Raw genomic sequence first — 26,496 nt, forward strand, 5'->3', positions numbered from 1 at the left:
CGCAGCTGGCGACCTGCAAAACTGACATGAATGAGCCGATGTAATGAAAACTCAACTGATAACCCGCGAAGGCTATAACAAGCTGCGTGCCGAGCACGATCATCTGTGGAATGAGAAGCGTCCGGAGGTCACCCGTATCGTCTCCTGGGCCGCCAGCCTCGGCGATCGGTCAGAAAATGCGGACTACACCTATAACAAGCGCCTGCTGCGGCAGATCGACCGGCGGGTACGCTACCTGCGCAAATGCCTCGCTGAACTGAAAATTGTTGATTACGCCCCACAGCAGGAGGGCAAGGTCTTTTTCGGCGCGTGGGTTGAAGTGGAGAATGAGCAGGGTGAGAAAAAGCGTTTTCGCATCGTCGGACCGGATGAGATCTATGGCGACAATGTGAAAGCGTACATCTCCATTGATTCACCCATGGCGCGGGCGCTGATCAAAAAAGAGGTCGATGATGAAGTCACCGTTAATACGCCTGAAGGACAAAAGACCTGGTTTGTGAATCAGATTAACTATCACAACCCGGCATGAGTGAACTGCGCTGCACGTGACGACAGTCACAGGCAGCGCAGGCCGCTTTATGACGCTTACTTGCCCGGCACCGTTGCGGTCGTGGTTGAGGTGCTGCTGCCATTACCATCACCACCGCCCATGGTCGCCAGCGCCACACCCAGCAATGCTGCTACCGCGCCCACGCCAATTGCATCCGAGTTGCCTTTTGCCGTCGTTGACGCCTGCGCACCCGCGGCTTCACCGACTGACGTTGCCGCCTGAACATGGGTAAGGCTGGAGAGAACCAGCGCGCTCAGCAGAACAACTTTTTTCATTTTTCTTCTCCACATGACACCGATAGGGTCGATACAGCAGAAGTGTCGGAGATCATCGGGCCGGACGAAAGTGGTGTTTACTCGCTGATTTAACTGTCTTTATTTATAAGTGGTCTTGGATTGTACCGCTGCTGGCACTCTTCCGAGAGCGTTATCAGGTTCTAACCGGAATCTGCGCAGTTTTGTGCTGCTTGGGGGCGCTATCCCGCTGAATTGGGGTGAAAGTACAGGGCAGGCCGTCACACAGCCAGAAAAGTGTGACTGAACCACGCGCAGTGAGAAAAAGTGCCGATTTTTCAGACAAGCGCTAAACAGGGTAAAATCAGCGCCCAAAAGCGGGAGCAGAGCCGCATTTCAGGCGAGAAATTAAATATAAGCTCCTGTTTAATATGCTTTGTAACAATTTCGCTTAGAATATAAACCATAAATGTCTGTCACAGACAGGTCCCTTATCCTCACAATATTGCTTCAGGCAATGGCGCCTTTGGGAGTTGAACATGCAAGAGAACTACAAAATTCTGGTCGTTGATGACGATATGCGTCTGCGCGCGCTGCTGGAACGCTATCTCACCGAACAGGGCTTTCAGGTGCGCAGTGTCGCGAATGCTGAACAGATGGATCGCCTGCTGACGCGTGAATCTTTTCATCTGATGGTGCTGGATTTAATGCTGCCAGGTGAAGATGGCCTCTCTATTTGCCGCCGTCTGCGCAGCCAGAGCAACCCGATGCCGATTATCATGGTAACGGCTAAGGGTGAAGAGGTTGACCGCATTGTCGGACTGGAAATCGGCGCCGATGACTATATTCCCAAGCCGTTTAACCCGCGTGAACTGCTGGCGCGTATCCGCGCGGTACTTCGCCGTCAGGCCAACGAGCTGCCGGGTGCGCCGTCACAGGAAGAGGCGGTAATCGCGTTTGGTAAATTCAAACTGAACCTCGGCACACGTGAAATGTTCCGTGAAGATGAGCCTATGCCGCTGACCAGCGGAGAATTTGCCGTGCTGAAAGCGCTGGTGAGTCATCCGCGCGAGCCGCTTTCGCGTGACAAGCTGATGAACCTGGCCCGCGGGCGTGAATACAGCGCCATGGAACGTTCAATCGACGTGCAGATTTCGCGCCTGCGCCGTATGGTGGAAGAAGATCCCGCGCATCCGCGCTATATCCAGACCGTCTGGGGTCTGGGCTATGTCTTTGTGCCGGACGGCAGTAAAGCATGAGGCGACTGCGCTTCTCGCCCCGCAGCTCCTTTGCCCGCACCCTGCTGCTGATCGTTACCCTGCTGTTTGTCAGCCTGGTAACGACGTATCTGGTGGTGCTGAACTTCGCTATTCTTCCCAGCCTGCAGCAGTTTAATAAGGTACTGGCCTACGAAGTGCGTATGCTGATGACCGATCGGCTGCAGCTGGAAGATGGGACACAGCTGGAAGTGCCACCCGCCTTCCGGCGCGAAATTTACCGCGAGCTGGGGATTTCGCTCTATACCAACGCGGCGGCAGAGGAGAGCGGGCTGCGCTGGGCGCAGCACTATGAGTTTCTTAGTGAGCAGATGGCGCAGCAGCTTGGCGGCCCGACCGATGTGCGCGTCGAGGTCAACAAAAACTCGCCGGTCGTCTGGCTGAAAACCTGGCTTTCGCCCGATATCTGGGTACGGGTGCCGCTGACGGAAATTCATCAGGGCGACTTCTCACCGCTGTTCCGCTACACGCTGGCGATTATGCTGCTGGCGATTGGCGGAGCCTGGCTGTTTATCCGGATGCAAAACCGGCCGCTGGTGGATCTGGAGCACGCGGCGCTGCAGGTGGGCAAAGGCATTATTCCGCCACCGCTGCGTGAATATGGTGCCTCTGAGGTCCGTTCGGTGACACGCGCCTTTAATCAGATGGCGGCAGGGGTCAAGCAGCTGGCTGACGATCGCACATTGCTGATGGCGGGTGTCAGCCACGATCTGCGCACGCCGCTGACGCGCATCCGTCTTGCGACCGAAATGATGGGTGAGCAGGATGGCTATCTGGCTGAGTCGATTAATAAAGATATCGAAGAGTGCAACGCCATCATTGAGCAGTTTATCGATTATCTGCGCACCGGGCAGGAGATGCAGACCGAGCGGGCCGATCTCAACAGCGTGCTGGGAGAAGTGGTTGCGGCTGAAAGCGGTTATGAACGCGAGATTGAAAATGCGGTCATGACCGATGAGCTCATACTGGATATCAATCCGCTCTCTATTAAACGCGCGGTGGCGAATCTGGTGGTCAACGCTGCGCGTTATGGTAACGGCTGGATCAAAGTCAGCAGCGGTCAGGAGCTTAACCGCGCCTGGTTCCAGGTGGATGATGATGGTCCCGGCATTAAACCCGATCAGCTGCAGCATCTGTTCCAGCCGTTTGTGCGCGGCGACAGCGCCCGGAGCACCAGCGGCACCGGGCTGGGGCTGGCGATTGTGCAGCGCATAATCGATGCGCATGAAGGGTCGCTGGAGATCGGGGCCAGCGAGCGTGGCGGATTACGTATCCGCGCGTGGCTGCCGATGCCGGAAAACAGCACCGCGCTGGCCAGCGTCGCGCACAGCGCCTGAACAGATAAAAAAAGGGCGGCAATAATGCCGCCCGCTGCCACTGCTCAGCCGTACTTACAGCTGCGGACCCGCCTGTACCAGCGCTTTACCCGCGTCGTTGTCAGTATACTTCTCAAAGTTGGTGATAAAACGCTGTGCCAGATCCTGCGCGGCCTGCTGCCACTCCGCTTCGCTCTGCCAGCTGCGGCGCGGATCCAGCGTGGCGGCGTCCACCCCGGTCAGCTGCGTCGGGATCTGCAGATTGAACACCGGCAGGGTCTCGGTCGCGGCGTTATCCAGCTCGCCTGCCAGAATCGCATTGATGATCGCCCGCGTATCTTTCAATGAGTTACGCTTGCCGCTGCCATTCCAGCCGGTGTTAACCAGATAAGCCTGTGCGCCTGCCGCTTCCATGCGCTTAACCAGCACTTCAGCATATTGCGTCGGATGCAGGGTCAGAAATGCGGCGCCAAAACAGGCAGAGAAGGTGGGCGTCGGCTGCGTGACGCCGCGTTCCGTGCCGGCCAGCTTGGCCGTAAAGCCGGAAAGGAAATGATACTGCGTCTGCTCTGGCGTCAGTCGTGACACCGGCGGCAGCACGCCAAACGCGTCAGCCGTAAGGAAAATCACCTTTTTCGCGTGACCCGCTTTGGACACCGGCTGCACGATGTTTTCGATGTGATTGATCGGATAAGAGACGCGGGTGTTTTCGGTTTTGCTGCCATCGGCGTAATCCACGCTGCCGTCGGCACGCACTACCACGTTTTCCAGCAGCGCATCGCGACGGATGGCGCGATAGATTTCCGGCTCTGCCTGTTCAGACAGGTTGATGGTTTTTGCATAGCAGCCGCCTTCGAAATTAAAGACGCCGTCGTCATCCCAGCCGTGCTCATCATCGCCAATCAGCTGCCGCTCAGGATCGGTGGAGAGCGTGGTCTTACCGGTGCCGGAGAGGCCAAAGAACACGGCCACGTCGCCCGCTTTACCCACGTTTGCGGAGCAGTGCATTGAGGCGATGCCTTTCAGCGGCAGCAGGTAGTTCATGATGGCAAAGAGGCCTTTCTTCATTTCGCCGCCGTACCAGGTGCCGCCGATCAGCTGCATGCGCTCAGTGAGGTTAAATGCAACGAAGTTTTCTGAGTTCAGCCCCTGCGCCTGCCAGTCCGGATTGGTGCACTGCGCCGCGTTCATCACCACAAAATCAGGCGTGAAGCTGGCCAGCTCTTCATCGGTCGGACGGATAAACATGTTTTTGACAAAGTGCGCCTGCCAGGCGACTTCCATCACAAAGCGTACGCTCAGGCGGGAGTCAGGATTGGCACCGCAAAATGCATCAATCACAAACAGGCGTTTGCCTGAAAGCTGCTGCGTACAGCGATCCTTCAGCGCCTGCCAGGTCTCCTGGGAAAGCGGCTGATTATCGTTTTTACCGTTGCCGGTACCGTTCCACCACAGCGTGTCACGCGTCGTGTCATCGCGGACAATATATTTATCTTTCGGTGAGCGGCCAGTGAAAATGCCGGTATCCACGGCGATAGCGCCGCTCTGCGTCAGGGTGCCTCGCGCATAACCCTCCAGCTCCGGGCGGGTTTCTTCCTGAAACAGCGTGTCATAGTCAGGGTTATACACCACTTCGGTAGTGCCGCTGATGCCCAGGTCGGCGAGGTCTTGCGATGTCAGGCCGTTAACGCGCATGTGACTGCTCCTTAAATCGGTACTTCATTGCATTTTTAGGGGGTGTCTGCCGCGTGGCGCACTCGGTTGCGCAGAACAGATCGCGCGCAGTGTACACATCTGAGCAGAAGCGGAAAGTGAAGATAGTTAAAAATGCGAACTGGAACGTGACAAGCGGAGAAATCGGCTACTTATAAAAGTAAAGTTAGCGAAAATTAGTTAATTTCCGTGAAAAAACATAGAGGTATAGTTTTATGCAAAACGGGCGGCGTGGCCGCCCGCGGCGGGATTAATGCAGCTGGTCGCTGTCGCTGACAGATTCGTTACGGATGGCGGCAATATCCACTGCATCATAGACATAGTGCGTGCCGCAATAGTCACAATGCATATCGATTTTGCCATCTTCCGCCAGGATCTCATCCACTTCGCTTTCTGGCAGCGTTTTAAGCACTTCACCGCAGCGCTGGCGTGAGCAGGTGCACTTGAAGATAACGGGCAGCGGATCGTAAACAGTGGCTTCTTCCTGATGGTAGAGGCGCCACAGCACATCGTTTGCCGGCAGCGTAATCAGCTCTTCCGCTTTAACCGTTTCAGTCAGCATGGCCAGATGATTGAAATCATCCTGACTGGTATCCTGCGCAGGCAGAACCTGCAGTAAAATACCGGCCGCGCCCTGCTCATTGGTGCGGATAAACAGGCGGGTAGGCAGCTGCTCAGAACGCATGAAATAGTCTTCCAGGCAGCCTGCCAGCGTATCCGCCTCCAGTCCTACCACACCCTGATAGCGCTCGCCTTTTTCTGGCGTAATGGTAATCACCAGATAGCCGTTACCCACCATTTCTTTCAGCGTACTGCCGGAGGCAATCTCTGCATCCTCTTTCACACGCGCCACGCCACGCAGCTCCTGGCGGTTATTACCGTTGATCACTGCCAGCGTCAGCGGGCCGTCGCCCTGCAGCTGTACCGTAATGTCCCCGTCAAATTTCAGCGTGGCGGTCAGCAGACTGGTTGCGACCAGCAGCTCGCCCAGCAGCGTTTTTACCGGCTCTGCGTAGTCATGGTTACGCACAATTTCATGCCAGGTGTGGGAGACATTGACCAGCTCGCCGCGTACGGCAACGTTTTCAAACAGGTAACGGTGTAATTGATCTTGAACAGACATAAGTTTTCTCTCACAGGGGTGCGAACTATTCATCACCCGACAGTTTAAATTTCATCAAATCACGGCGCTCTTTTTTATCAGGCCGGCGATCCGGATGTGGCATGGTCAGCGCATTCATCTTGCGCGCCAGCGCCGTTTTTTCCCGCTTTTCCACGCTGGCGTCGGTTTCGCTATACATCAGCTGCGCTTCGCTGGCGGGACGGCGCTGATCGCTGATGGCGTTGATAATAACCGTCCGCTCGTCGTTTCCCTGTCGCAGCGTTAATTCTGCGCCGGACTCAACCAGCTTGCTGGGTTTACTGCGCTGGCCGTTATAGTGAACCTTGCCGCCTTCGATCATTTCACGTGCCAGCGCGCGGGTTTTATAGAAGCGCGCGGCCCACAGCCATTTATCAAGGCGTACGCCGTCGCTGATTTTTTCTTTCATTGTGGCTCCTGCTTTAACGCAGCGTTTCATCTTTACCGGTAAACGGGTCCGGCAGCGCGGCGCTGAAAAAGGGTAGCGGCCGACTGGCGTCGAAGCGGCTGACGCCTGAGTCTCTGCGCCGGACGTTAGCCGGAATCGGTTCACTGTCATTAACGTGTCGCGCAGTTATGCGACAGGCTATGCGGCGACACGCCGCAGAGACAAATCGGCAGATATCCGGAAATATGGGCAGAAAGTGAGAAATCAAGGTGCGACGCGATGCCGCACTCTATCAGTTTAGCGTAAATGCCGGCCCCGTCAGCCACTGCCAAAAAACGCGCGACAGGGTAGCACACAAGGGCGGAGGGTCAGAACAGCGAGCGCACGCTCTGCATAGTGCTGAGATTATGATTAAAGCATTTATCGTAATATTGCTGAATTTCCGCCATACGCAGCCGGTTACGATGGATGCGTCGCAGCGTCAGCAAGCCGTTTACCACCGCTGAAATCAGCAGTATCAGCATCAGCACAACGCTGCCAATGTAGCGCCACTGCGCCATTGCATCGGGTTCGTTATGCAGCATGATATGGCGCGTCCCGTTCGCATCCGTACTCATGCTGGTGATAATACCGCTGGCGCTGAACGGGGTATGCAGCAGCATGCCCGCGATACGCTGCAGCTCGCGCCACTGCGAAGGCGCGTCAAGATCAAACAGGGAAACGGCAGGCTGCGGCTGCGTCACCAGCTGACGTCCTTCATCGCTGATAATGAGAAAACCGCCCGGCGGCGGACTGTTAAGCGTTTCCGCAGCACGACGGGTCTCACGGGAAAAGAAGGTCGAGGTCGCGGTATTCACCAGATTTTCCAGCGCTTCGGCACTGACAGGCCTTAACAGCACATTCATGCCGCTGAGTTTGCCGGTATCTGCACGATGGATCAGCGAATCCCAGTCTTTGGCATTGCCCAGATTCACCAGGGCATTTTTCAGCCGGACGCAATCCTGTTGCTGACTGCAGAGATCCTGTGTCCTGAGCACCAGCTCTGAAAAATCATCCAGCAGAATCATGCCTGACTTCTGAATCGCGGAGGCGAGCTGCGGATTAAGCTTGGGATCGGTGCTGGTTTCCGGATGCAGCTGGCGCAGGGTGGTATCCAGCAGCGCGGCGGCCTTATCGATAATGTCAGACTGCGGCTGCGGCAGCGGAGCGGCTTTGTTCCAGTAGATAGCCGAGCAGTCAAAAGGCATGTAAGTGTAGGTGCGATTACTTTGGTAATTGCCTGGCACAGAGCACATACCGGTCCCCGTTACCCTGAGTACATCGCCGACGTGCAGCGGCAGGGCAGAGAGCTTATCTACGCTGTCGACCTGAATACTCTCCGTACCTTTGACCCATGCCAGACTCAGCTTGAGCGGCATACTGAGCGGGATCCAGGTCAGCAGCATCGCCAGCACCAGCAGTGAACCGCAGGTCAGTACCAGATTCTTGCGCCACCGTTGTACCGGAAAATTTCTGACCTCATCCTGCAGCGACAAAAAATGCCCCTGACGCACGACCTGGCGGTTCAGATAGATATCCACTTCGGTGATCTGTCCAAGATCGTGGGTAATGTAGGGCTGCCAGTGCGGCGGATAAATGAGATCGATAATACCCAGCGAAATATTGCTCTGCTCCTGGTTCGACTCACCAAACAGGCCCCAGCGTTTCGGCGCGCCGCGCAGACAGTGAATATCGCGCAGGCCTTTCTCTCCGGGAAAACGACAGAGAAACCAGAGGCTGACGGCGATCATCACGCAGCCAGGGGCTACCAGCCAGATCAGGAGATTGCCTGGCAGCACCAGACCGAGAAAAAACAGCAGAAAAGCGCAGCAGATAACCACGGCTTCACGCGTACCGTCAGGCCGCGAAAGCTGGTACTCCTCATGCGACTCTTTGCGTACCCGCAGTAATTCGACGTTTTCGCTCTCTGCTTTGCGGATAGAGGCGTTGGTACTGGCAGGCTGTATCAGCGGCGGCAGAGCAGGTTGCTCAATGGCGTAATTAACCAGCGAGTGACCATTCAGAGAGATGACCAGCGGCAGCGACTGCGTGCGGATCAGCTCAACGTAGTTTTCGTCTGCAATATACTGTTCCCAGAGCGGCGGCAGATGTACTTCAACTTCATCCAGATAGTAGCGCCATTTATGGGGATCGTCGGTTGAGAGGCCGTAACGGGTAATAGAACGGGTAACAGGATAGACATTGTTGCTTTGTGCCGTCAGCGTTAGCGCTTCCGCCTCCCTGGTAAAGCGCGCACGGGTGCGCGGCGGCTGACGTTTAGCCAGCGCAGCCAGATACTTTTCTACTGCAGTGCGCTCATCATCAGAGAGTTTGCGGCAGGGCGGACTGATAAACGGCAGGGGTCGCGCTAACGGCGGACGATGCCGCATAGCGTACCAGTAAGCGATACCAGCTAATGATGAGCCGACCAGCATCACTGTCAGGATGACAATAAAAGTGCTCATGCTACGCTCATTCCAGCCAACGAAATGCCTTCACGTTAACGTTCTACTCCCGGCGAAAATCGTAAGATGTGTCAATTCTGGCGAGCAGATGAGGTTCTGACAAGAAGAAACACAGATAAAATAATGCGCTAAATCATCGGATTATAAATTATTAGATTAATCCCTGATAGGATGGTAACCAGGCAATACTCAATTAAATATCGGCATTTTCTGAATTTGGATCCAAAGCGTTGACTTACGCTTAAAACAGGCGGGCAGAGAACACGCCGTACTTCGGGCTGCGCAATCCGGCGGCGGCTTAGCCTACGTTGCCTGTCGCACATTTGCGCGGCCTTCGGTATGCTGGCGTTATCGCATTTCACAAGGTTGTGCAACGTCTGAGGCTGATATGACCACTCCATTGAAAAAACCTGACATCCTCAAGGTAGAAGCGGTGGCGCGCTCCCGCCTGTTTACCATTGAAGCCGTCGATCTCGCTTTCAGCAATGGTGCACGCCGTGTTTATGAGCGCATGAAACCTTCTGAACGCGAAGCGGTAATGATTGTGCCGATTCTCGGCGACGACGTGATTCTGATTCAGGAGTATGGGGTAGGGCTGGAAAGCTATGAGCTTGGTTTCCCTAAGGGACTGATCGATCCGGGCGAAAGCGCCTTTGAGGCGGCTGACCGCGAACTGAAAGAAGAGGTCGGCTACGGAGCGACCCGCCTTGAAGCGCTGGGCAAGCTCACGATGGCACCCTCTTACTTCTCCAGTAAAATGAATATCGTTGTGGCGGAAGGACTCTATGAAGAGAAACTGGAAGGTGATGAGCCTGAGCCACTGGTGGTACGGCGCTGGCCGCTGAAGAACCTGCTGGCGCTGCTGGAAGAACCTGATTTCAGCGAGGCGCGTAATGTCAGTGCGCTGTTTCTGGTGCGCGAATGGCTGGTAAAACAGGGCCGGCTTGATTACTGAATAAAGAAAGGCGCCCGCAGGCGCCTTGTTATCAGAACAGTTCGTGACTTTCGCCATTGTCCATAATGGTCGTGCCGACGTCGTGCACCGTATACTCCGTGGGCTGTGTACCGTTGATGAAATATTCCTGACGCGTATTGCCACCGCCGTTAGCCAGTTTACCGGTTGCACGGTCGATGGTAACGGTCACCACGCCATCCGGCGGCGTCAGTGGCTGCACCGGGACGCCCTCCAGCGCAGATTTCATGTAGTCATCCCACGCCGGCTGCGCGCTCTTGGCGCCGCCTTCATAACCGGAAATCTGATCCGGAATTGCTCCCGACACGGTTGAACGCCCCAGCGCGCGTGAATCATCAAAGCCGATCCAGACCGACGTCACCACACCCGGACCATAGCCGGAGAACCAGGCATCTTTAGAGCTGTTGGTCGTACCGGTTTTTCCGCCAATGTCATTCCGCTTCAGATCGCGTCCGGCACGCCAGCCTGTACCCATCCAGCCGGGCTCGCCAAAAATATTGGAGTTAAGCGCGCTTTTGATCAGGAACGAGAGCGGCGTATTAATCACATGCGGTGCATACTGCTGATCGCCTGCTGGCTGCGACTGTGCCGGAACCTGCTCCAGCGCCGGCTTTGGCACCGACTGGTTCTGCGACTCATCAGAGGTGGCAACGTTCTCCACGCTCTCTTCATTCAGCGCGACTGACTTCCTGGTATCGCCGTAAATCACCGGCAGATTACACTGCGGACAGGCGATTTTAGGCCGGGTTTCAAAAATTACGCCGCCCTGCTCATCCTCAATGCGGGTGATGAAATAGGGGTCAACCAGAAAACCGCCGTTTGCCATGACCGCATAGCCACGCGCCACCTGCAGCGGGGTAAATGAAGCGGCACCCAGCGCCAGCGATTCGGTATGAATAATATTCTGCGCCGGGAAGCCAAAGCGCTGCAGATATTCTGCAGCATAATCGACGCCCATGGCGCGCATGGCGCGTACCATCACCACGTTTTTAGATTCTCCCAGCCCCTGACGCAAACGGATAGGGCCGGCATAGGTTGGCGGCGAGTTTTTAGGCCGCCAGTCAGCGCCGGCACCGGCATCCCAGCGGGAGATCGGAACATCATTGAGGATCGAAGCCAGCGTCAGGCCACGATCCATCGCGGCGGTATAGAGAAACGGCTTGATGTTTGATCCCACCTGACGCAGCGCCTGGGTAGCACGGTTAAACATGCTCTGATTAAAATCGAATCCGCCCACCAGCGCACGCACCGCGCCATCTTCCGGATTCAGTGATACCAGCGCAGAGTTCACCAGCGGAACCTGACCCAGCCACCACTCATCGCCCACTTTACGCACCCAGATCTGCTGACCGGCCTGCAGCACCTGCGTAATGGTGCGCGGTGTCGGTCCCTGCAGCGTGTCTGATTTATAAGGTCGAGCCCAGCGCACGCCGGAGAGCTTCAGCGCGACCGTGCTGCCATCTTTCAGTAAGGCCGTGGCCTCCTGAGCACTGGCACTGGTCACCACTGCCGCATTCAGCGGTCCGTAGGCAGGCAGCGTTTTCAGCGTTTTCAGAATACGGGCCTGATCCCAGCTTGTCTCACCGACTTTCCATAACACGGTGGTCGGGCCGCGGTAGCCATGGCGCATATCATAAGCCATGACATTGTTACGTACCGCCTGCTGCGCCGCTTCCTGCAGGCGACGGGTTACGGTGGTATACACCTTGTAGCCGTCGTCATAGGCGCGGTCGCCGTAACGTTTCACCATCTCCTGACGCACCATTTCACTGAGATAAGGGGCAGAAAAAGCGATCTCAGGACCGTGATAGCTGGCGGTCAGCGGCGTATTACGGGCCTCTTCATACTGCTGCTGTGTGATGTCATTTTGATCCAGCATGCGCGCCAGTACTACATTACGGCGCGCCAGCGCCCGGCTGTGCGAATAGAGCGGGTTAAAGGTTGAGGGCGCTTTTGGCAGACCCGCGATCATCGCCATTTCACTCAGCGACAGCTGGTCGACCGTTTTACCAAAATAGACCTGAGCCGCCGCGCCAACGCCATAAGCGCGATAGCCGAGGTAGATTTTATTAAGGTAGAGCTCAAGGATCTCATCTTTGCTCAGCAGCTGTTCAATGCGGATCGCCAGGAACGCTTCTTTGATTTTACGCATCAGCGTACGTTCAGGGCTCAGAAAGAAGTTACGCGCCAGCTGCTGAGTAATCGTACTGGCTCCCTGCGACGCATGGCCTGACATCAGTGCGATGCTGGCAGCACGAAAAATCCCCACCGGATCGACGCCGTGATGCTCATAAAAGCGGCTATCTTCGGTAGCGATAAATGCTTTGATCAGTTCTGGCGGCATCTGCTTCAGCGTCAGCGGTACGCGGCGTTTCTCACCATACTGGGCGATCAGCTCGCCCTCGGCGCTGTAAACCTGCATCGGCGTCTGCAGACGCACATCTTTCAATGTGTTCACATCGGGCAGCTGCGGCTCTATGTATTTGTACAAGCCATAAACCGTACCGGCTCCCAGCAAAATGCAACACACTGCAAGAATCAATAAATACTTTACGAACTTCACCTGAGAATTCCCATCTGTTGGCGTTTGGGCAGTTTATAAACAATCGCGCGGTAGTATAAAGGCAAGCCTGACGCTTTGATATACCCGTCATTTGTCTGTCATTCAGCATAGCCGGGTTTAGCGTTGACCTTTGATAATAAGGAGATTGCGCATATGGCTTTTCAGCGCTGGCAAATTGGACTGGATATTCAGAACAGGCACCTGTGTGCGCTGGGTATTGAACGCCGTCGTCATGGCTGGCAGCTGCGACACTGGTGGCAGCAAGCGCTGCCGCACGATACGTTACGCAACGGTGTGTTGCAAAGCTCGCCGCTGTTACAGGAGATGTTAGCGGCGTGGCGGCGGCAGCTACCGGCGCAGTTCTCACTGCGCGTTGGCCTGCCGCCACAACTGGTGCTGCAGCGAACATTGCCGCTGCCTGGCACCACGCTGCGTGAACCCGCGTTAAATCGTTATGTCACTGCCGCCGCCCGCAATCTCTTCCCGATGGAAACCGCGCTGCTGGCGTTTGACTACCAGTGTGACGCTGCTGCAAACACGCTGCAGGTGACGGCTGCCCGGCGGGACGTGATGGCCCAGTGGCTTCAGCCGCTGCAGCAGGCCGGTCTTGAGCCTGACATCTTTGAACTGAGCACGCAGGCTCTGATGCAGGTCGCACAACAGCTGCCGCTTGCCCTGCATACGCTGCTGATCCACCCGACAGGCGATCACGCCTTCTGGGCGTTTAATGACGGCACGCTGCGCTGCGGGGCCGTTGCAGGGACGCTCAATGCAGACATCATTGCGCAGCTGTTTCCGCAGGTGTCCGATCAGCTTTGTACCTCCACGTCAGCCCCGACCGCGCGGCAGGCAAAGCTGTGCCTGCCGCTGTCACTATTACGCTATCAGCAGCCGCCACTGCCTGCACAACAGGGAGATTTTACCCTGGCGCTGGGGCTGGCACTGCGTCCCGGAGACAGCGCATGCTAAGCGTTAATCTGCTGCCGTGGCGCGAACGGCTGTGGCAGAAACGCTGCCGGCAGACGCAATATCTGCTGGTTACCGCGTTAACGCTGCCGCTGCTCACTGCCCTGATCCTGGGAGGGTATAACAGACAACAGCTTTTTCAGGCAGAAAGCGCGACAGAGCAGGCCCGGCAGCAGCTGCTTACGCTGCAGCACCTGCGCACGCAGCAGCAATCACTGCTGCAGGCGCGCGACAGGCTGCTGGAGACAGAGCGTCAGCGACAGCAGGTAATGCGGCAATATCAGCACTGGCAACATTTCTGGCAGCAGCTGCCGGCGCTACTGCCGGAAGCGTTATGGCTGGAGCGTATTGAGCGTCAGCAGCTGCTGCTGCGGATAGAAGGGTGGAGTGACAGCGTGGCGGCGGTGAGTGAGCTGCGCCACCGGTTGCTGGCGCAGCCGCTGTTTGCGGCCGTCAGACAGAGGGCAATAGTCCGGCAGTCAGAGGGCAGATACCGGTTTACGCTGCAGGCACGACTGCGGGAGCAGCCCGATGAATGAGCTGATGTGGCGCTATGTACTGTGGCCTTTTGCCTGGCGTGCCGGTTGCAGCGTGCTGGTTGTCGCAACAATGCTGCTGCTGCTCTGGCTGCTGCAGCTGCGTCCTCAACACCAGGCGCTGGCACAGCAGCGGACAGCGCTGGCAGAGCTTACCGTGCAGCAGCGTCAGCTGCAGCAGGCGTTACATCCGTCAATAGACAGCCTTGCAACAGAGATCGCTAAGCTGCAGGCGCGGCAGCGCGAGAGCGCGACAACGTCATCGCTGGAGCAACTGGTGAACACGCGTGGCGCGCAGCTGCAAAACTGGCAGCCGCAGGCTCAGCCATCAGAACTGGTATTGCAGTTAGCCTGGCGTGAATTTATGCCGCTGTTTGGTGAGCTGGCCGGAACCGCGCAGCCGATACCGCAGCGTTTCTCACTGCGGTCCGGACCGCGTTTGCTGACGGCAGAGCTGTGGCTGGAGCCATCTGATGCGGAGTAGCGCACTGCTGTGTCTGTTGCTCTGGCATGGCGCCGCAGCGGCACGCGATCCTTTTATGCCTCTGATTACCCGCGCCTGCGAACCTGCCGCGGCAGCGCCGCAGAACTGGCGTCTGCAGGGCGTAGCAGGTCGTGCACCTCACTTCGTCGCCTGGGTGATATCTCCCGAGGGGAAAAGCTATCGGCTGGCGCCATCCTCCCCTTTTCCGGTTTATCCCTGGCAGGTCGCGGAGATAACCGCGCGTACGCTGACGTTAACCGCACCGCGCCGCTGTGTGCAGCAACAGATAGTCTGGACAATTAAAGGAGGCTTTTATGAAACGGATCGGGATGCTGCTGGGGCTTATGTTAAGCGCCCCGCTGCAGGCGCAGACCAGCACGCTAAGCCTGGTATTTGACGATGCGCCGGTGGAGCGCATTCTGCAGGCGCTGGCGGACTATCAGCAGACTAACCTGCTGATTGCGCCCGGCGTTGAGGGCCGGCTATCGCTGCGTCTGGAGAAGGTAAGCGCAGAGCATGCCCTGACGCTGATTTCACGTCTGGCGGACCTGGTGCTGGTAGAAGAGGAGGGGGTGCTGCTGGTTTATCCGCAAAGCTGGCAGCAGCGTCAGACGCAGCGGGTCAGGCAGGAACAGGAAGAGAAGCAGGCACAGCGGACCCTGGAGCAGCGCACAGTTGCGCTGCATTACGCCAGCGCCAGCGACATTCATCGCAGCCTGCAGGGCGAGCCCTCTCTGATGTCAGCGCGCGGCAGCGTCACGGTGGATAGCCGTACTAACTCACTGCTGCTGCGCGATATGCCGCAGGCCCTGGAAAACACAACGCGCTGGATCAAAGCCCTTGATCGGCCGCTGGAACAGGTGGAGTTGCAGGCACATATCGTTACGCTGAACGAAGAGCATCTGCGCGAACTGGGCGTCAGCTGGCAGCTCTCGCCGGCAGATGCGGTGGCGGCGACGCTGCGCAATCCGCAGCTTAGTCTGCCGCTGGCCGTCAGTGCGCCTGCACTGCGCGCCGGAGTGACGCTGGGAAAAATGAGCGGTGAATTGCTCACTCTTGAGCTGAGCGCGCTGGAGCAGGAGAATCAGATCGATATCATCGCCAGTCCGCGGCTTTTTACTGCGCATCAGCAGACCGCGACCATTAAGCAGGGCACCGAAATTCCGTATGAGGTGAAGTCAGGCAACAGCGGCGCGACGGCCATTGAGTTCAAAGAGGCGGTGCTGGGTATGGAGGTCACTCCCTCGGTACTGGGCAACGGCCGCATTCAGCTGCGGCTGCGTCTGAGCCAGAACATGCCTGGCCGCAGCCTGACGCTGGGAGAGAATCAGGTACTCAGCATTGAAAAGCAGGAAATTGAGACACAGGTGACGCTGCGTGATGGCGAAACGCTGGCGCTGGGCGGCATTTTTCAGCAGCAGCGCACGCAGAGTGAAAAACGCGTGCCGTGGCTGGGAGAGATGCCCCTGCTTGGTGCGCTGTTCCGGCAGCAGCTGCAGGAACAGAAAAAGCGTGAGCTGGTTATCTTTATTACCCCCAGACTGGTCAGGGAAGCAGCGCTTTCTGCCGGATAAAGCGGAAAATTCGTTCTGTAGTGCCGTGCGCGTTGACGCCGGAGAGGAATTAGCTTACAAGGTTTAGCGATTTTAAAACGGTGTAGCGGTACGCGGCAGGATAATCTTCCGACGGGCGTCAGTCACAAGCGATACTGGCGTCAAAAAAGAAATATGCCAGCATAAAGCGGGCAGCAGCAAGCAGATAAAGGGCAGGTTTCAGCGCTAATATCAGCCGATGATAAGCACCGACAACCCCCGGCCTGCGCAGCTGTAGCCCATTTCATGAAGGCACGTAAGGAAGAGCGTTACCGTCTCGCGAACCAAAGACCATACCTGTGTGCAGGTTGCCGGAGGCGATTTATTCGGTTGCCAAACGGCCATGAGTGTTGAGATAATTTTCTATCTGACTCTTGCTAATGCTTATGAGGTCTCAGTTCCTGTCCCGCCAGCAACGCGCTGAACGCGGGGTATCATCAACGAATTCTTAGTAATACCGACAAAATGGCAGAGAAACGCAATATCTTTCTGGTTGGGCCGATGGGTGCCGGCAAAAGCACTATTGGTCGTCAGTTAGCTCAGCAACTCAATATGGAATTTTTCGATTCCGATCAGGAAATTGAGCGACGTACCGGAGCGGATGTAGGCTGGGTATTTGATGTGGAAGGCGAAGCTGGTTTCCGCGATCGCGAAGAAAAAATCATTAACGAGCTGACCGAGAAACAAGGCATCGTACTGGCGACCGGCGGCGGTTCCGTCAAATCCCGTGAAACGCGCAATCGTCTCTCCGCCCGCGGCGTGGTTGTCTATCTGGAAACCACCATCGAAAAGCAGCTTGCCCGCACGCAGCGCGATAAAAAGCGCCCGCTGCTGCAGGTTGATGAACCGCCTCGTGAAGTGCTTGAAGCACTGGCAGATGAACGTAATCCGCTTTATGAAGAGATCGCTGACGTCACTATTCGCACTGATGATCAAAGTGCCAAAGTGGTCGCCAATCAGATCATCAACATGCTGGAAAAAAATTAATCCAGCATCCTGAGGGCTCAGCAACAGGTATCGGTCATCATGGAGAAGATCACTGTCTCACTGGGGGATCGTAGTTACCCCATTACCATTGCTGCCGGATTGTTTAATGATCCGGCTTCTTTTTGGCCGCTGAAGGCAGGCGATCGCGCCATGCTGGTAACCAACCAGACGCTGGCCCCGCTCTATCTCGGGAAAGTAGCAACGCTGCTGACTCAGGCGGGTATCCATGTTGATCAGGTGATCTTGCCTGATGGTGAGCAGTATAAAACGCTGACCGTCATGGATGAGGTCTTTACCGCGCTGCTGCAGAAGCCACACGGCCGTGACACCACGCTGATTGCGCTGGGTGGCGGCGTGATAGGCGATCTCACCGGATTTGCCGCTGCAAGCTATCAGCGCGGCGTCCGATTTATTCAGGTGCCCACCACACTGCTGGCGCAGGTTGACTCGTCAGTAGGCGGAAAAACCGCCGTCAATCATCCACTGGGTAAAAATATGATTGGCGCGTTTTATCAGCCCGCCTCGGTGGTCATTGACACCGATTGCCTCTCCACGCTACCGCCGCGCGAGCTGGCGTCTGGCCTGGCAGAAGTGATCAAATATGGCATCATTCTGGACGGTGAATTCTTCCACTGGCTGGAACAAAATCTTGATGCGCTGCTGGCGCTGGATGCGCGCGCAATCGCCTGGTGTATTCGCCGCTGCTGCGAGCTGAAAGCAGAAGTGGTTGCTGCCGATGAGCGTGAAAACGGCCAGCGTGCGCTGCTCAACCTGGGCCATACGTTTGGTCATGCGATTGAAGCGCATATGGGCTATGGCAACTGGCTGCATGGCGAAGCCGTGGCCGCCGGTATGGTGATGGCCGCGCGAACGGCGCAACGGCTGGGGCAATTTACCGCCGCAGAGAGCGAACGCGTGATTGCGCTGCTGCAGCGCGCGGGCTTGCCGGTAACCGGTCCTGCTGAGATGACAGCGGAAGCGTATCTGCCGCATATGATGCGCGACAAAAAAGTAGTAGGGGGCGAACTGCGTCTGGTGCTGCCTCTCGCTATTGGTCGCTCTGAAGTGCGTGCCGGTGTTGCTCATGATATGGTGCTGGCTGCAATTAACGATTGTCGCAGTAACTGAGCGCGAAGGTAGCGTTCTGACAGCAGACCGTCATAGACCGCTGCGGCAGGTAAGTTCAGGCTGAAGAAGAACGTTGTGATACGGTGCGTCGGACGCGTGCCGTTTTACGGAGGAGGCGAGATGGATGAGTTCAAACCGGAAGATGAGTTAAAACCTGATGCCAGCGATCGCCGTCCCGCGCGATCCCGTAAAGCGTCTTCTGCGCCAAAAGCCAAAGCGCCGGTCTCCCGTCAGCATATGATGATGGGAATTGGCATTCTGGTGTTGCTGGTTCTGGTGCTGGGCATTGGTTCAGCGCTGACCGGGCCGGATGATAAACCGGCGGCTAACCGTAACAGCGGCAGTGCGGCGACATCTGGCGGCAGTGAAAAACATATCGATCTCTCTGACTCCACCTCCATGAGCGGCCAGCAGACAGCGGCACCAACGGCTGAAGGCAGCGCGCCGCAGGATACCACCCAGCCAGCAGCAGGCGGTGAGGGACAGGCGATCTCAATGCCTTCCGTTTCATCTACGCCAACGCAGGCGCAGGTAACAGAGGCGCCTGCGAATCAGCAGCGCGTCACGTTGCCGGGCGATCTCAATAGCGCGCTGAGTAATCAGCAGGGCCCGGTAGACGCTGCGGCGCAGGGTGCACAGGGCGGCTCATCTCTGCCCACCGCGCCGGCTACCGTAAGCGGTAATGCTGGCAGCACAGCAGCAAAAGCGGTTACGCCGCCAGCTGTGCGGGCGGATAACGCGCCGCGTGCCAGCAGCAATACTTCACGCTCAACCGCATCCGGGAGCAGTCATAAATCTGCGGCTGCGGCAAAACCGTCTGCGACCCGAGAGAGCCAGACCCACACCACGGCAGCTCACAACCCGCCTGCCAGCAGCGCCAGTAAGTCTTTGCCTTCAGGTGGCAACTATACGCTGCAGCTGAGCGGGGCATCGAAGCAGGAAAGCCTGACGGCGTGGGCAAAAAAACAGAATCTGAGCGGTTATCACGTGTATAAAACCACACGTAATGGTCAGCCCTGGTACGTGCTGGTCAGCGGCGCTTACGCGACGCCTGCCGAAGCAAAAAGGGCTGTAGCTGCACTGCCTGCTGAAGTACGTGCGGTCAATCCGTGGGTAAAACCGCTGAGCCAGGTTAAAAAAGAGAGTCAGTAAATTGATGTGGGGCCTGCTACTGCGGCCCCGTTTAAGCGCAGATCTGCTGTCGGTTTCACCACAGCTACAATGAAGATGTAATAACCACGACAGCATGAAAAAAAATCGCGCTTTCCTGAAATGGGCCGGTGGGAAATACCCACTGCTTGACGATATTCGTCGTCACCTGCCACAAGGCGACTGTTTAGTTGAACCCTTTGTGGGCGCCGGTTCCGTATTTCTCAATACCGATTATGACCGCTATCATCTGGCGGACATCAACGGCGATCTCATCAATCTTTACAACATCGTCAAAACGCGTACGCAGACCTTTATTGCGGATGCGCGTCAGCTTTTTACGCCAGAAGGAAACAGCGCAGAGCATTACTATGCGCAGCGGCTGGCATTTAACGCCAGCCGCGATCCCTACCAGCGCGCCGTGCTGTTCCTCTATCTGAATCGTCACGGTTATAACGGCCTGTGTCGCTATAATCTGCGCGGTGAGTTTAACGTGCCTTTTGGCCGCTATCGCAAACCCTATTTTCCGGAAGCTGAACTACTCTGGTTTGCAGAGCGCGCGCAGAAAGCGACCTTTGTCTGTGAATCGTACGATGTTACCCTGAACAGGGCTGCTGCAGGTTCAGTGGTCTATTGCGATCCGCCCTATGCACCGCTGTCGGCAACGGCCAACTTCACGGCCTATCACACCAACAGTTTCAGCCTGCGCGAGCAGCAGCATCTTGCTGAGCTGGCCGGGAAGCTGGCACAGAGCCAGATACCGGTCCTGATTTCCAATCACGATACGCTGCTGACCCGGGAGTGGTATCAGAACGCGGATTTACATGTAGTAAAAGCCCGGCGTTCTATCAGCCGAAGCATAAGTGGTCGTACGCAGGTGGACGAACTGCTGGCGCTTTTCCGCTAGCCTGTTTCGTCCGCGACCAACGCATTACGTCAGTTGAGGCTGGCGCACAACATTGGGAGAATCGGATGAAACAATTTTTACTGGCCCCTTCAATTCTTGCCGCTGACTTTGCCCGTCTGGGTGAAGATACCGCCAAAGCACTGGCGGCAGGCGGCGATGTCGTGCATTTCGATGTGATGGATAATCACTACGTGCCCAATCTGACCATGGGACCCATGGTGCTGAAAGCGCTGCGTGACTACGGCATCACGGCACCGATTGATGTGCACCTGATGGTAAAGCCAGTGGACGCACTTATCCCGGAGTTTGCTAAAGCGGGTGCCAGCTACATCACTTTCCACCCGGAAGCCAGTGACCACGTGGATCGCACCCTGCAGCTTATTAAAGAGCATGGCTGTAAGGCGGGCCTAGTATTTAATCCGGCAACGCCGCTGAGCTACCTTGACTATGTGATGGATAAGCTGGATATCATCCTGCTGATGTCAGTTAATCCTGGCTTCGGCGGCCAGTCATTTATACCGGGCACGCTGGATAAACTGCGTGAGGCGCGCCGGCTGATCGATCAGAGCGGCTATAACATCCGGCTTGAAGTGGATGGCGGCGTGAAGATTGACAATATCGGACAGATTGCCGCCGCCGGTGCGGATATGTTTGTTGCCGGTTCAGCCATCTTCGGTCATCCCGATTATAAAAAAGTCATTGATGAAATGCGCACTGAACTGGAGAAAGTCAATGGCTCATTTCACTGATATCCGCGCGCTGGCGTTCGACCTCGACGGCACGCTGGTGCATAGCGCACCCGGTCTGTCACAGGCGATCGACCGGGCGCTGGGCGATCTGCAGCTGCCGGCACCGGGTATTGAACGCGCGTCCACCTGGATTGGTAACGGCGCCGATATCATGATGGCGCGCGCCCTGACCTGGGCGCTGGGCCGTGAGCCGCATGCGGAAGAGCAGCGTGATGCACGCGCCTGTTTTGATCGCCACTATGCTGACACGGTTGAGTCTGGCAGCACGCTATTTCCGCAGGTAAAAGAGACGCTGCTTGCACTGCGCGGGCAGGGGTTGCCCCTCGCTATCGTCACCAATAAACCGACGCCGTTTGTTGCTCCGCTGCTGGCATCGCTCGGCATCAGCGACTGTTTTTCACTGATCATCGGCGGTGATGATGTTGCGGTGAAAAAGCCGCACCCGGCCGGCATCTTCCTCGTGCTGGGGCATTTTGGCGTACTGCCGGGAGAGTTGTTGTTTGTCGGGGATTCGCGCAATGATATCCTCGCGGCACAGGCTGCCGGTGTACCGAATGTCGGTATGACATTTGGCTACAACTACGGTGAGTCCATTACCACCAGCCAGCCCGATTTAACTCTCGACACTTTTAGCGAACTTCTGCCCGCACTCGGGCTGTGATTATCAGGATATAACATGAGCAAACCCATCGTTTTCAGCGGCGCCCAGCCTTCAGGTGAACTGACCATTGGCAACTACATGGGTGCGCTGCGTCAGTGGGTGCAGATGCAGGATGATTATCACTGCATTTACTGCATCGTCGATCTGCACGCGATCACCGTGCGTCAGGACCCGGCCACGCTGCGTAAAGCGACGCTGGATACGCTGGCGCTCTATCTGGCCTGCGGCATTGATCCGGAAAAAAGCACTATTTTTGTTCAGTCGCACGTGCCGGAGCATACGCAGCTGAGCTGGATCCTGAACTGCTACGCCTATTTTGGCGAGCTGAGCCGTATGACACAGTTCAAGGATAAATCTGCCCGTTATGAAGAGAACATCAACGCCGGTCTGTTTGATTACCCGGTACTGATGGCGGCCGATATTCTGCTGTATCAGACCAATCAGGTGCCGGTAGGCGAGGATCAGAAGCAGCATCTGGAGCTGAGCCGCGATATTGCTGCCCGCTTCAACGCGCTCTATGGTGACGTGTTTAAGGTTCCGGAGCCGTTTATCCCGAAATCGGGCGCACGCGTGATGTCGCTGCTGGAGCCGACGAAAAAGATGTCGAAGTCGGATGACAACCGCAACAACGTTATCGGCCTGCTGGAAGATACCAAATCGGTTGTGAAAAAGATCAAGCGGGCGGTCACTGACTCCGAAGAGCCGCCGGTGGTGCGCTATGATGTGAAAGAGAAAGCGGGCGTCTCTAACCTGCTGGATATTCTCTCGGGCGTTACCGGCAAACCGATTCCGGAACTTGAACAGCATTTTGAAGGCAAAATGTACGGACACCTCAAGGGCGAGGTTGCCGATGCGGTATCCGGCATGCTGACTGAACTGCAGGCGCGCTATCATCACTTCCGCAACGATGAAGCGCTGCTCAATCAGGTAATGCGTGACGGTGCTGCCAAAGCGCGTGCGCATGCGCAGGAGACGCTGAAGAAGGTGTACGACGCCGTCGGTTTCGTCGCACAGCCGTAAACCAGCGCGGATGACATAAAAAAGGCGAGCCAGAAGGCTCGCCTTTTTATTGGGTCGCATCTGCCGCGGGAGACGGCAGTGCCGGAATCATCAGTGGGTCACATGACCGTGCTGACGGTGCTTTGTGACAAAGCCGAGCAGCACACACATGACAAACACCACGGCATAAAGGCCGTTTGCGGTAGAGAGCGCCGCATGCGCGCCACCTTTGGCCACGATTGGGCCGGTAACCACAAAGGTCAGCATGGTGCCGACGGTGCCACAGGTCAGGATAAAGTTAACCAGTTTAGGGGATGCCGCTTTGGTCTGCAGCGATCCCAGCGTAATGATGGTGGTATAAATTGCGCTGGAGAAGAAGCCAAGCGCCATAATGATCCAGTGCAGCATGCCCGCCTCCCGGGAGGAGACAAACCAGTACATGAGGCCGGTAGCCAGCGCAGCCAGCACCATCAGAATGCGCTGCAGGTCAAAGAAGCGCAGCAGGAAGCTAAACGCCCACATGCCCACCATGTAAGCGGTCCAGAAGTTACCGACCAGCTGGCCGGCAGAGGCGATATCCATGCCCATCGATTTGGTTGCGTACTCCGGTACCCAGGAGATAAAGCCCAGCTGACCCAGAATATAACAAAGCGCAGCGATGGAGAGGAACAGCACGCCCACGCCCCATTTCTCTTTTTCTCCGCCCTGAACGGCCGCCTCGCTTTTAAGCACCGGAAACTCCACCATCAGCGTCAGCACGAAAATAGCCAGATAGATAACGCCAATGCAGGCATATACCCAGTACCACGGCAGCGCACGCGCCAGCAGGACGCCAGCAATGATCGGGAATATCGTTCCTGCCATGCTGAAAAATGAATCTGTAAACAGCAGGCGTGAACCACGCTGACGGCCATCGTAGATATGGGTGATCAGGAAGGTACCTATCGACATGGTAATGCCGCTGACCACGCCCAGAATAAACATGCAGAGGGAAAAGATCTGCAGATTATGGCTGGTCATCAGGCCCGCAACCGCCAGAATCATCAGCACGAAGCCAAAAATCAGCTGGCGTTTCAGCGGCACAATAACCATCAGCCAGGCGTTCAGGAAAACGGCAACCAGAATGCCGGCGTTAAGAAAAGTGAAGGTGTTGCTCATCTCTGAGATGGGCAGCTGGAAATATTGCGCGATATTATCCAGCACCATACCGGTCACAATCACCAGTGCGCCAGTGAGCGCATAAGAGAAAAAGCTGATCCAGGTAAGGCCGATGCGATTACGGTTTGTCATGTTCATAACCTGTGGGGGGACGATGAAGCGAAAGTGTCATGAATTGTAAATGGAACTGTGATCTTAATAAACAAGGAGTGAAATAAGCTACGCAAATTTCATGATATGTGTGATTTCAATCACGCAAATGATTGCGCAGCGGCAAAAGTATGACGTTTGCAACATTCGGGTAAATATAGGTAAAACGCTGGCTCTTGTATTACATGCTCTTTACAATCAATTCTGTTTTTTAAGCCGATCTCCAGGGTAAGGACTCTTCCATGCTTAAACGTACTTTGACAGCGGCGCTCGCCCTGTTAGCACTCTCTTCCGTATCTGCTTCTGCACTGGCTGCAAAAGGGGATACACATGTACTGCTTACCACGTCGGCAGGCAACATTGAACTTGAGCTGGATAACCAGAAAGCGCCGGTTTCAGTAAAAAACTTTGTGGATTACGTTAATAACGGTTTCTACAACAACACCATTTTTCATCGTGTGATCCCGGGCTTTATGATCCAGGGCGGCGGCTTTACCACGGATATGCAGCAGAAGCAGACCACTGCGCCAATCAAAAACGAAGCTGATAACGGGCTGCGTAATCTGCGCGGTACCATCTCTATGGCGCGTACCGCTGAGAAAGACAGCGCAACCAGCCAGTTTTTCCTGAATGTGGCTGACAACGCTTTCCTGGATCACGGACAGCGCGACTTCGGTTATGCGGTATTTGGTAAAGTTGTGAAAGGGATGGATGTGATCGATAAGATTGCCCAGGTCCCGACTAAAGACGTGGGCCCGTATCAGAATGTACCGGCAAAACCGGTTGTTATTACCGCCGCGAAAATCCTGCCTTAATCTGTTTCAGCGTCGCCTTTAGCATGACGCCGCTGACCGCGCTCCGGCAAAGCCAGAATTTGCTCTTATACTTAGGGCAAATCCTGTCAGCCGGAGGCGCTATGCCGCAGAAACTCACTGAAAAACAGAAAGCCACTTTGTGGCTGCAGCGTCGTGCTGCCAGCTATCAGGCCAGCTGCAGGCTGTCTGGTTATACCCTGACTGAGCCTGCTGTGACCGCTGAGACAGCGGAAGATCGGCTCACTTCGCTGAGGAGGCAGTATGGCGGATAATTCACTGGCGGTACGCGATCCCTACCTGTGGCACAACGACGATGTGCTGAAAAACCGACTGGAAATTCATGATGCCGCGCAGCTGCGCAAGGCGGAGCTGGCGTTCAGCGCCGCGCGGCTGGCGACGCTGGATTTAGGTCCGCGCATACCGGGCCTGCCGCGTTTACGTCATATTCATCGCACGCTGTTTCAGGATCTCTACAGCTGGGCGGGCGAGCTCCGCACCATCGATATCTGGCGCGATGAGACCCCTTACTGTCACTGTGAATACATTGAGAAAGAGGGCAATGCGCTAATGAGCGCGCTGGAGGAGGAGCAGGGGCTGGCCGATCTGGATGCGGACGCCTTTGTTGCCCGTCTGGCGCACTACTATTGTGAACTCTATGTGCTGCATCCGTTCCGGGCAGGCAATGGACGCGCTCAGCGCATCTTTTTTGAGCAGCTGGCGCTGCACGCTGGCTATCTGCTGGAATGGGATCGGCTGGAACCGGCGCCGTGGCGGGACGCAATCCACGAAGCGGTCACCGGCGATCTTACGGCACTGACCGCACAGCTGACAAAAGTGGTAAGCCCGGCGCGATAAAGTGCGTAGAATAGCGGCGGTTTGATCGACCTGAGGTCATGATGCTGCTGCTGCTTGATAACTACGACTCTTTTACCTGGAATCTTTACCAGTATTTTTGCGAGCTGGGCGCGCAGGTGCGCGTCGTGCGCAACGACGCCATTTCGCTGGCTGAGATGGCGGCATTACCGCTGAGCCATCTGGTCATCTCACCCGGCCCCTGCACGCCCGATCAGGCGGGTGTTTCCCTGGATGCCATTCGTTATTTTGCCGGCCGGCTGCCGGTGCTGGGGGTCTGCCTCGGACACCAGGCCATCGCGCAGGCGTTTGGCGGAAAGGTAGTACGCGCGCGTCAGGTGATGCACGGGAAAACCTCTCCGGTACGCCATAACGGAGAGGGGGTGTTTCGCAACCTCGCTAATCCCCTTACCGTTACGCGTTATCACTCGCTGATTGTGGCGAGTGAATCGCTGCCTGACGCATTTGAGATCACCGCCTGGAGCCTGCGTGATAACCAGCCTGATGAAATCATGGGCTTTCGTCACCGCACGCTGCCGCTGGAAGGCGTGCAGTTTCATCCGGAAAGCGTGCTCAGCGAACAGGGCCATCAGCTGCTGAAAAATTTCCTTGAGCGCTAACTTCCGTTTGCCATTCTGTGATTTTTTATGCATATTTCGTGATTATAATTTCATTTTAAATCACCTAATAACCGGATGAGGTCAG

At 56.2% G+C, this 26,496-nt stretch carries 27 protein-coding genes; 20 read left to right on the top strand and 7 right to left on the bottom strand.

Annotation, left to right across the window (positions count from 1 at the left end; all coding sequences use genetic code 11):
- Positions 1 to 43: 43 nt before the first annotated feature.
- On the top strand, positions 44 to 529 hold the full coding sequence (greB, locus tag BBA90_RS07285; protein ID WP_065648556.1) for a transcription elongation factor GreB: 486 nt from the start codon (positions 44 to 46) through the stop codon (positions 527 to 529).
- 56 nt (positions 530 to 585) lie between these two features.
- Here greB and yjbE read toward each other — a convergent pair whose 3' ends face one another.
- Complete coding sequence (yjbE, locus tag BBA90_RS07290; protein WP_065648557.1) at positions 586 to 825, bottom strand: exopolysaccharide production protein YjbE; 240 nt, start codon at positions 823 to 825, stop codon at positions 586 to 588.
- A gap of 497 nt (positions 826 to 1,322) precedes the next feature.
- On the opposite strand from yjbE, the gene ompR reads away from it, so the two are divergent.
- Positions 1,323 to 2,042, top strand: coding sequence for an osmolarity response regulator transcription factor OmpR (gene ompR, locus BBA90_RS07295; protein WP_001157751.1), 720 nt, complete (start codon positions 1,323 to 1,325; stop codon positions 2,040 to 2,042).
- Entirely contained in the window at positions 2,039 to 3,397 is a 1,359-nt protein-coding gene (gene envZ / locus BBA90_RS07300) for a two-component system sensor histidine kinase EnvZ (RefSeq protein ID WP_065648558.1), read from the top strand. The genes ompR and envZ overlap by 4 nt, the downstream gene beginning before the upstream one ends.
- A gap of 54 nt (positions 3,398 to 3,451) precedes the next feature.
- On the opposite strand, the gene pckA is transcribed toward envZ, so the two are convergent.
- From pckA to BBA90_RS07320, 4 genes are all read right to left on the bottom strand, one after another.
- Positions 3,452 to 5,071, bottom strand: a complete 1,620-nt coding sequence (gene pckA, locus BBA90_RS07305; protein ID WP_065648559.1) for a phosphoenolpyruvate carboxykinase (ATP) — start codon at positions 5,069 to 5,071, stop codon at positions 3,452 to 3,454.
- Between the two features lie 268 nt (positions 5,072 to 5,339).
- On the bottom strand, positions 5,340 to 6,212 hold the full coding sequence (gene hslO, locus BBA90_RS07310; RefSeq protein ID WP_065648560.1) for an Hsp33 family molecular chaperone HslO: 873 nt from the start codon (positions 6,210 to 6,212) through the stop codon (positions 5,340 to 5,342).
- Positions 6,213 to 6,237: 25 nt separating this feature from the next.
- Complete coding sequence (gene hslR / locus BBA90_RS07315) at positions 6,238 to 6,639, bottom strand: ribosome-associated heat shock protein Hsp15 (protein ID WP_065648561.1); 402 nt, start codon at positions 6,637 to 6,639, stop codon at positions 6,238 to 6,240.
- Between the two features lie 347 nt (positions 6,640 to 6,986).
- A complete protein-coding gene (locus BBA90_RS07320; RefSeq protein ID WP_065648562.1) occupies positions 6,987 to 9,122 on the bottom strand; it encodes an intracellular growth attenuator family protein in 2,136 nt (711 codons plus the stop codon).
- A gap of 388 nt (positions 9,123 to 9,510) precedes the next feature.
- Here BBA90_RS07320 and nudE point away from each other — a divergent pair, with 388 nt between their 5' ends.
- Positions 9,511 to 10,077 (top strand): ADP compounds hydrolase NudE, encoded by a 567-nt coding sequence (gene nudE, locus BBA90_RS07325; protein WP_065648563.1) that lies wholly within the window; start codon positions 9,511 to 9,513, stop codon positions 10,075 to 10,077.
- 31 nt (positions 10,078 to 10,108) lie between these two features.
- Here the strand turns inward: nudE and mrcA are convergent, their stop codons facing one another.
- Positions 10,109 to 12,658, bottom strand: coding sequence for a peptidoglycan glycosyltransferase/peptidoglycan DD-transpeptidase MrcA (gene mrcA, locus BBA90_RS07330; protein ID WP_065648564.1), 2,550 nt, complete (start codon positions 12,656 to 12,658; stop codon positions 10,109 to 10,111).
- Positions 12,659 to 12,811: 153 nt separating this feature from the next.
- Between mrcA and pilM the strand changes: the two genes are divergently transcribed.
- The 12 genes from pilM to trpS all read left to right on the top strand — a co-directional run bounded on the left by pilM (position 12,812) and on the right by trpS (position 22,837).
- Positions 12,812 to 13,627, top strand: coding sequence for a pilus assembly protein PilM (gene pilM, locus BBA90_RS07335; protein ID WP_065650423.1), 816 nt, complete (start codon positions 12,812 to 12,814; stop codon positions 13,625 to 13,627).
- Positions 13,621 to 14,163, top strand: a complete 543-nt coding sequence (locus tag BBA90_RS07340) for a PilN domain-containing protein (protein ID WP_065648565.1) — start codon at positions 13,621 to 13,623, stop codon at positions 14,161 to 14,163. The genes pilM and BBA90_RS07340 overlap by 7 nt, the downstream gene beginning before the upstream one ends.
- Positions 14,156 to 14,644, top strand: coding sequence for a hypothetical protein (locus tag BBA90_RS07345; RefSeq protein ID WP_065648566.1), 489 nt, complete (start codon positions 14,156 to 14,158; stop codon positions 14,642 to 14,644). The genes BBA90_RS07340 and BBA90_RS07345 overlap by 8 nt, the downstream gene beginning before the upstream one ends.
- Positions 14,634 to 15,041 carry a HofP DNA utilization family protein gene (locus tag BBA90_RS07350; protein ID WP_065648567.1) on the top strand — a complete coding sequence of 136 codons (408 nt, stop codon included), beginning with the start codon at positions 14,634 to 14,636 and terminating at the stop codon, positions 15,039 to 15,041. The genes BBA90_RS07345 and BBA90_RS07350 overlap by 11 nt, the downstream gene beginning before the upstream one ends.
- Positions 14,959 to 16,218: a DNA uptake porin HofQ gene (gene hofQ, locus BBA90_RS07355; RefSeq protein WP_075050719.1), complete on the top strand. Its 1,260-nt coding sequence runs from the start codon at positions 14,959 to 14,961 to the stop codon at positions 16,216 to 16,218. The genes BBA90_RS07350 and hofQ overlap by 83 nt, the downstream gene beginning before the upstream one ends.
- Positions 16,219 to 16,701: 483 nt before the next feature.
- Positions 16,702 to 17,223, top strand: a complete 522-nt coding sequence (gene aroK, locus BBA90_RS07360) for a shikimate kinase AroK (RefSeq protein WP_039380929.1) — start codon at positions 16,702 to 16,704, stop codon at positions 17,221 to 17,223.
- Between the two features lie 39 nt (positions 17,224 to 17,262).
- On the top strand, positions 17,263 to 18,351 hold the full coding sequence (aroB, locus tag BBA90_RS07365) for a 3-dehydroquinate synthase (RefSeq protein ID WP_065648569.1): 1,089 nt from the start codon (positions 17,263 to 17,265) through the stop codon (positions 18,349 to 18,351).
- Positions 18,352 to 18,471: 120 nt separating this feature from the next.
- On the top strand, positions 18,472 to 19,503 hold the full coding sequence (locus tag BBA90_RS07370) for an SPOR domain-containing protein (RefSeq protein WP_065648570.1): 1,032 nt from the start codon (positions 18,472 to 18,474) through the stop codon (positions 19,501 to 19,503).
- A gap of 94 nt (positions 19,504 to 19,597) precedes the next feature.
- Positions 19,598 to 20,407 (top strand): adenine-specific DNA-methyltransferase, encoded by an 810-nt coding sequence (gene dam / locus BBA90_RS07375; protein WP_065648571.1) that lies wholly within the window; start codon positions 19,598 to 19,600, stop codon positions 20,405 to 20,407.
- Positions 20,408 to 20,472: 65 nt separating this feature from the next.
- Positions 20,473 to 21,156, top strand: a complete 684-nt coding sequence (rpe, locus tag BBA90_RS07380; RefSeq protein ID WP_065648572.1) for a ribulose-phosphate 3-epimerase — start codon at positions 20,473 to 20,475, stop codon at positions 21,154 to 21,156.
- Positions 21,140 to 21,817, top strand: coding sequence for a phosphoglycolate phosphatase (locus BBA90_RS07385; protein ID WP_065648573.1), 678 nt, complete (start codon positions 21,140 to 21,142; stop codon positions 21,815 to 21,817). Before rpe ends, BBA90_RS07385 begins: the two co-directional genes overlap by 17 nt.
- A 15-nt stretch (positions 21,818 to 21,832) precedes the next feature.
- Positions 21,833 to 22,837, top strand: coding sequence for a tryptophan--tRNA ligase (trpS, locus tag BBA90_RS07390; RefSeq protein WP_065648574.1), 1,005 nt, complete (start codon positions 21,833 to 21,835; stop codon positions 22,835 to 22,837).
- A 90-nt stretch (positions 22,838 to 22,927) separates the two neighbouring features.
- Here the strand turns inward: trpS and tsgA are convergent, their stop codons facing one another.
- The gene (tsgA, locus tag BBA90_RS07395; protein ID WP_065648575.1) at positions 22,928 to 24,106 is read right to left on the bottom strand and encodes an MFS transporter TsgA; all 1,179 of its coding nucleotides are present in this window, start codon (positions 24,104 to 24,106) and stop codon (positions 22,928 to 22,930) included.
- A gap of 260 nt (positions 24,107 to 24,366) precedes the next feature.
- Here tsgA and ppiA point away from each other — a divergent pair, with 260 nt between their 5' ends.
- From ppiA to BBA90_RS07410, 4 genes are all read left to right on the top strand, one after another.
- Complete coding sequence (gene ppiA / locus BBA90_RS07400; RefSeq protein WP_065648576.1) at positions 24,367 to 24,939, top strand: peptidylprolyl isomerase A; 573 nt, start codon at positions 24,367 to 24,369, stop codon at positions 24,937 to 24,939.
- A gap of 101 nt (positions 24,940 to 25,040) precedes the next feature.
- A complete protein-coding gene (locus tag BBA90_RS18735) occupies positions 25,041 to 25,211 on the top strand; it encodes a YhfG family protein (RefSeq protein WP_075050720.1) in 171 nt (56 codons plus the stop codon).
- Entirely contained in the window at positions 25,201 to 25,794 is a 594-nt protein-coding gene (locus BBA90_RS07405; protein ID WP_065648577.1) for a putative adenosine monophosphate-protein transferase Fic, read from the top strand. Before BBA90_RS18735 ends, BBA90_RS07405 begins: the two co-directional genes overlap by 11 nt.
- A 41-nt stretch (positions 25,795 to 25,835) precedes the next feature.
- On the top strand, positions 25,836 to 26,411 hold the full coding sequence (locus BBA90_RS07410) for an aminodeoxychorismate synthase component II (protein ID WP_065648578.1): 576 nt from the start codon (positions 25,836 to 25,838) through the stop codon (positions 26,409 to 26,411).
- Positions 26,412 to 26,496 lie beyond the last annotated feature (85 nt).

It is taken from the genome of Pantoea eucrina, from assembly GCF_001691555.1.
Lineage (GTDB): Bacteria > Pseudomonadota > Gammaproteobacteria > Enterobacterales > Enterobacteriaceae > Pantoea > Pantoea borealis.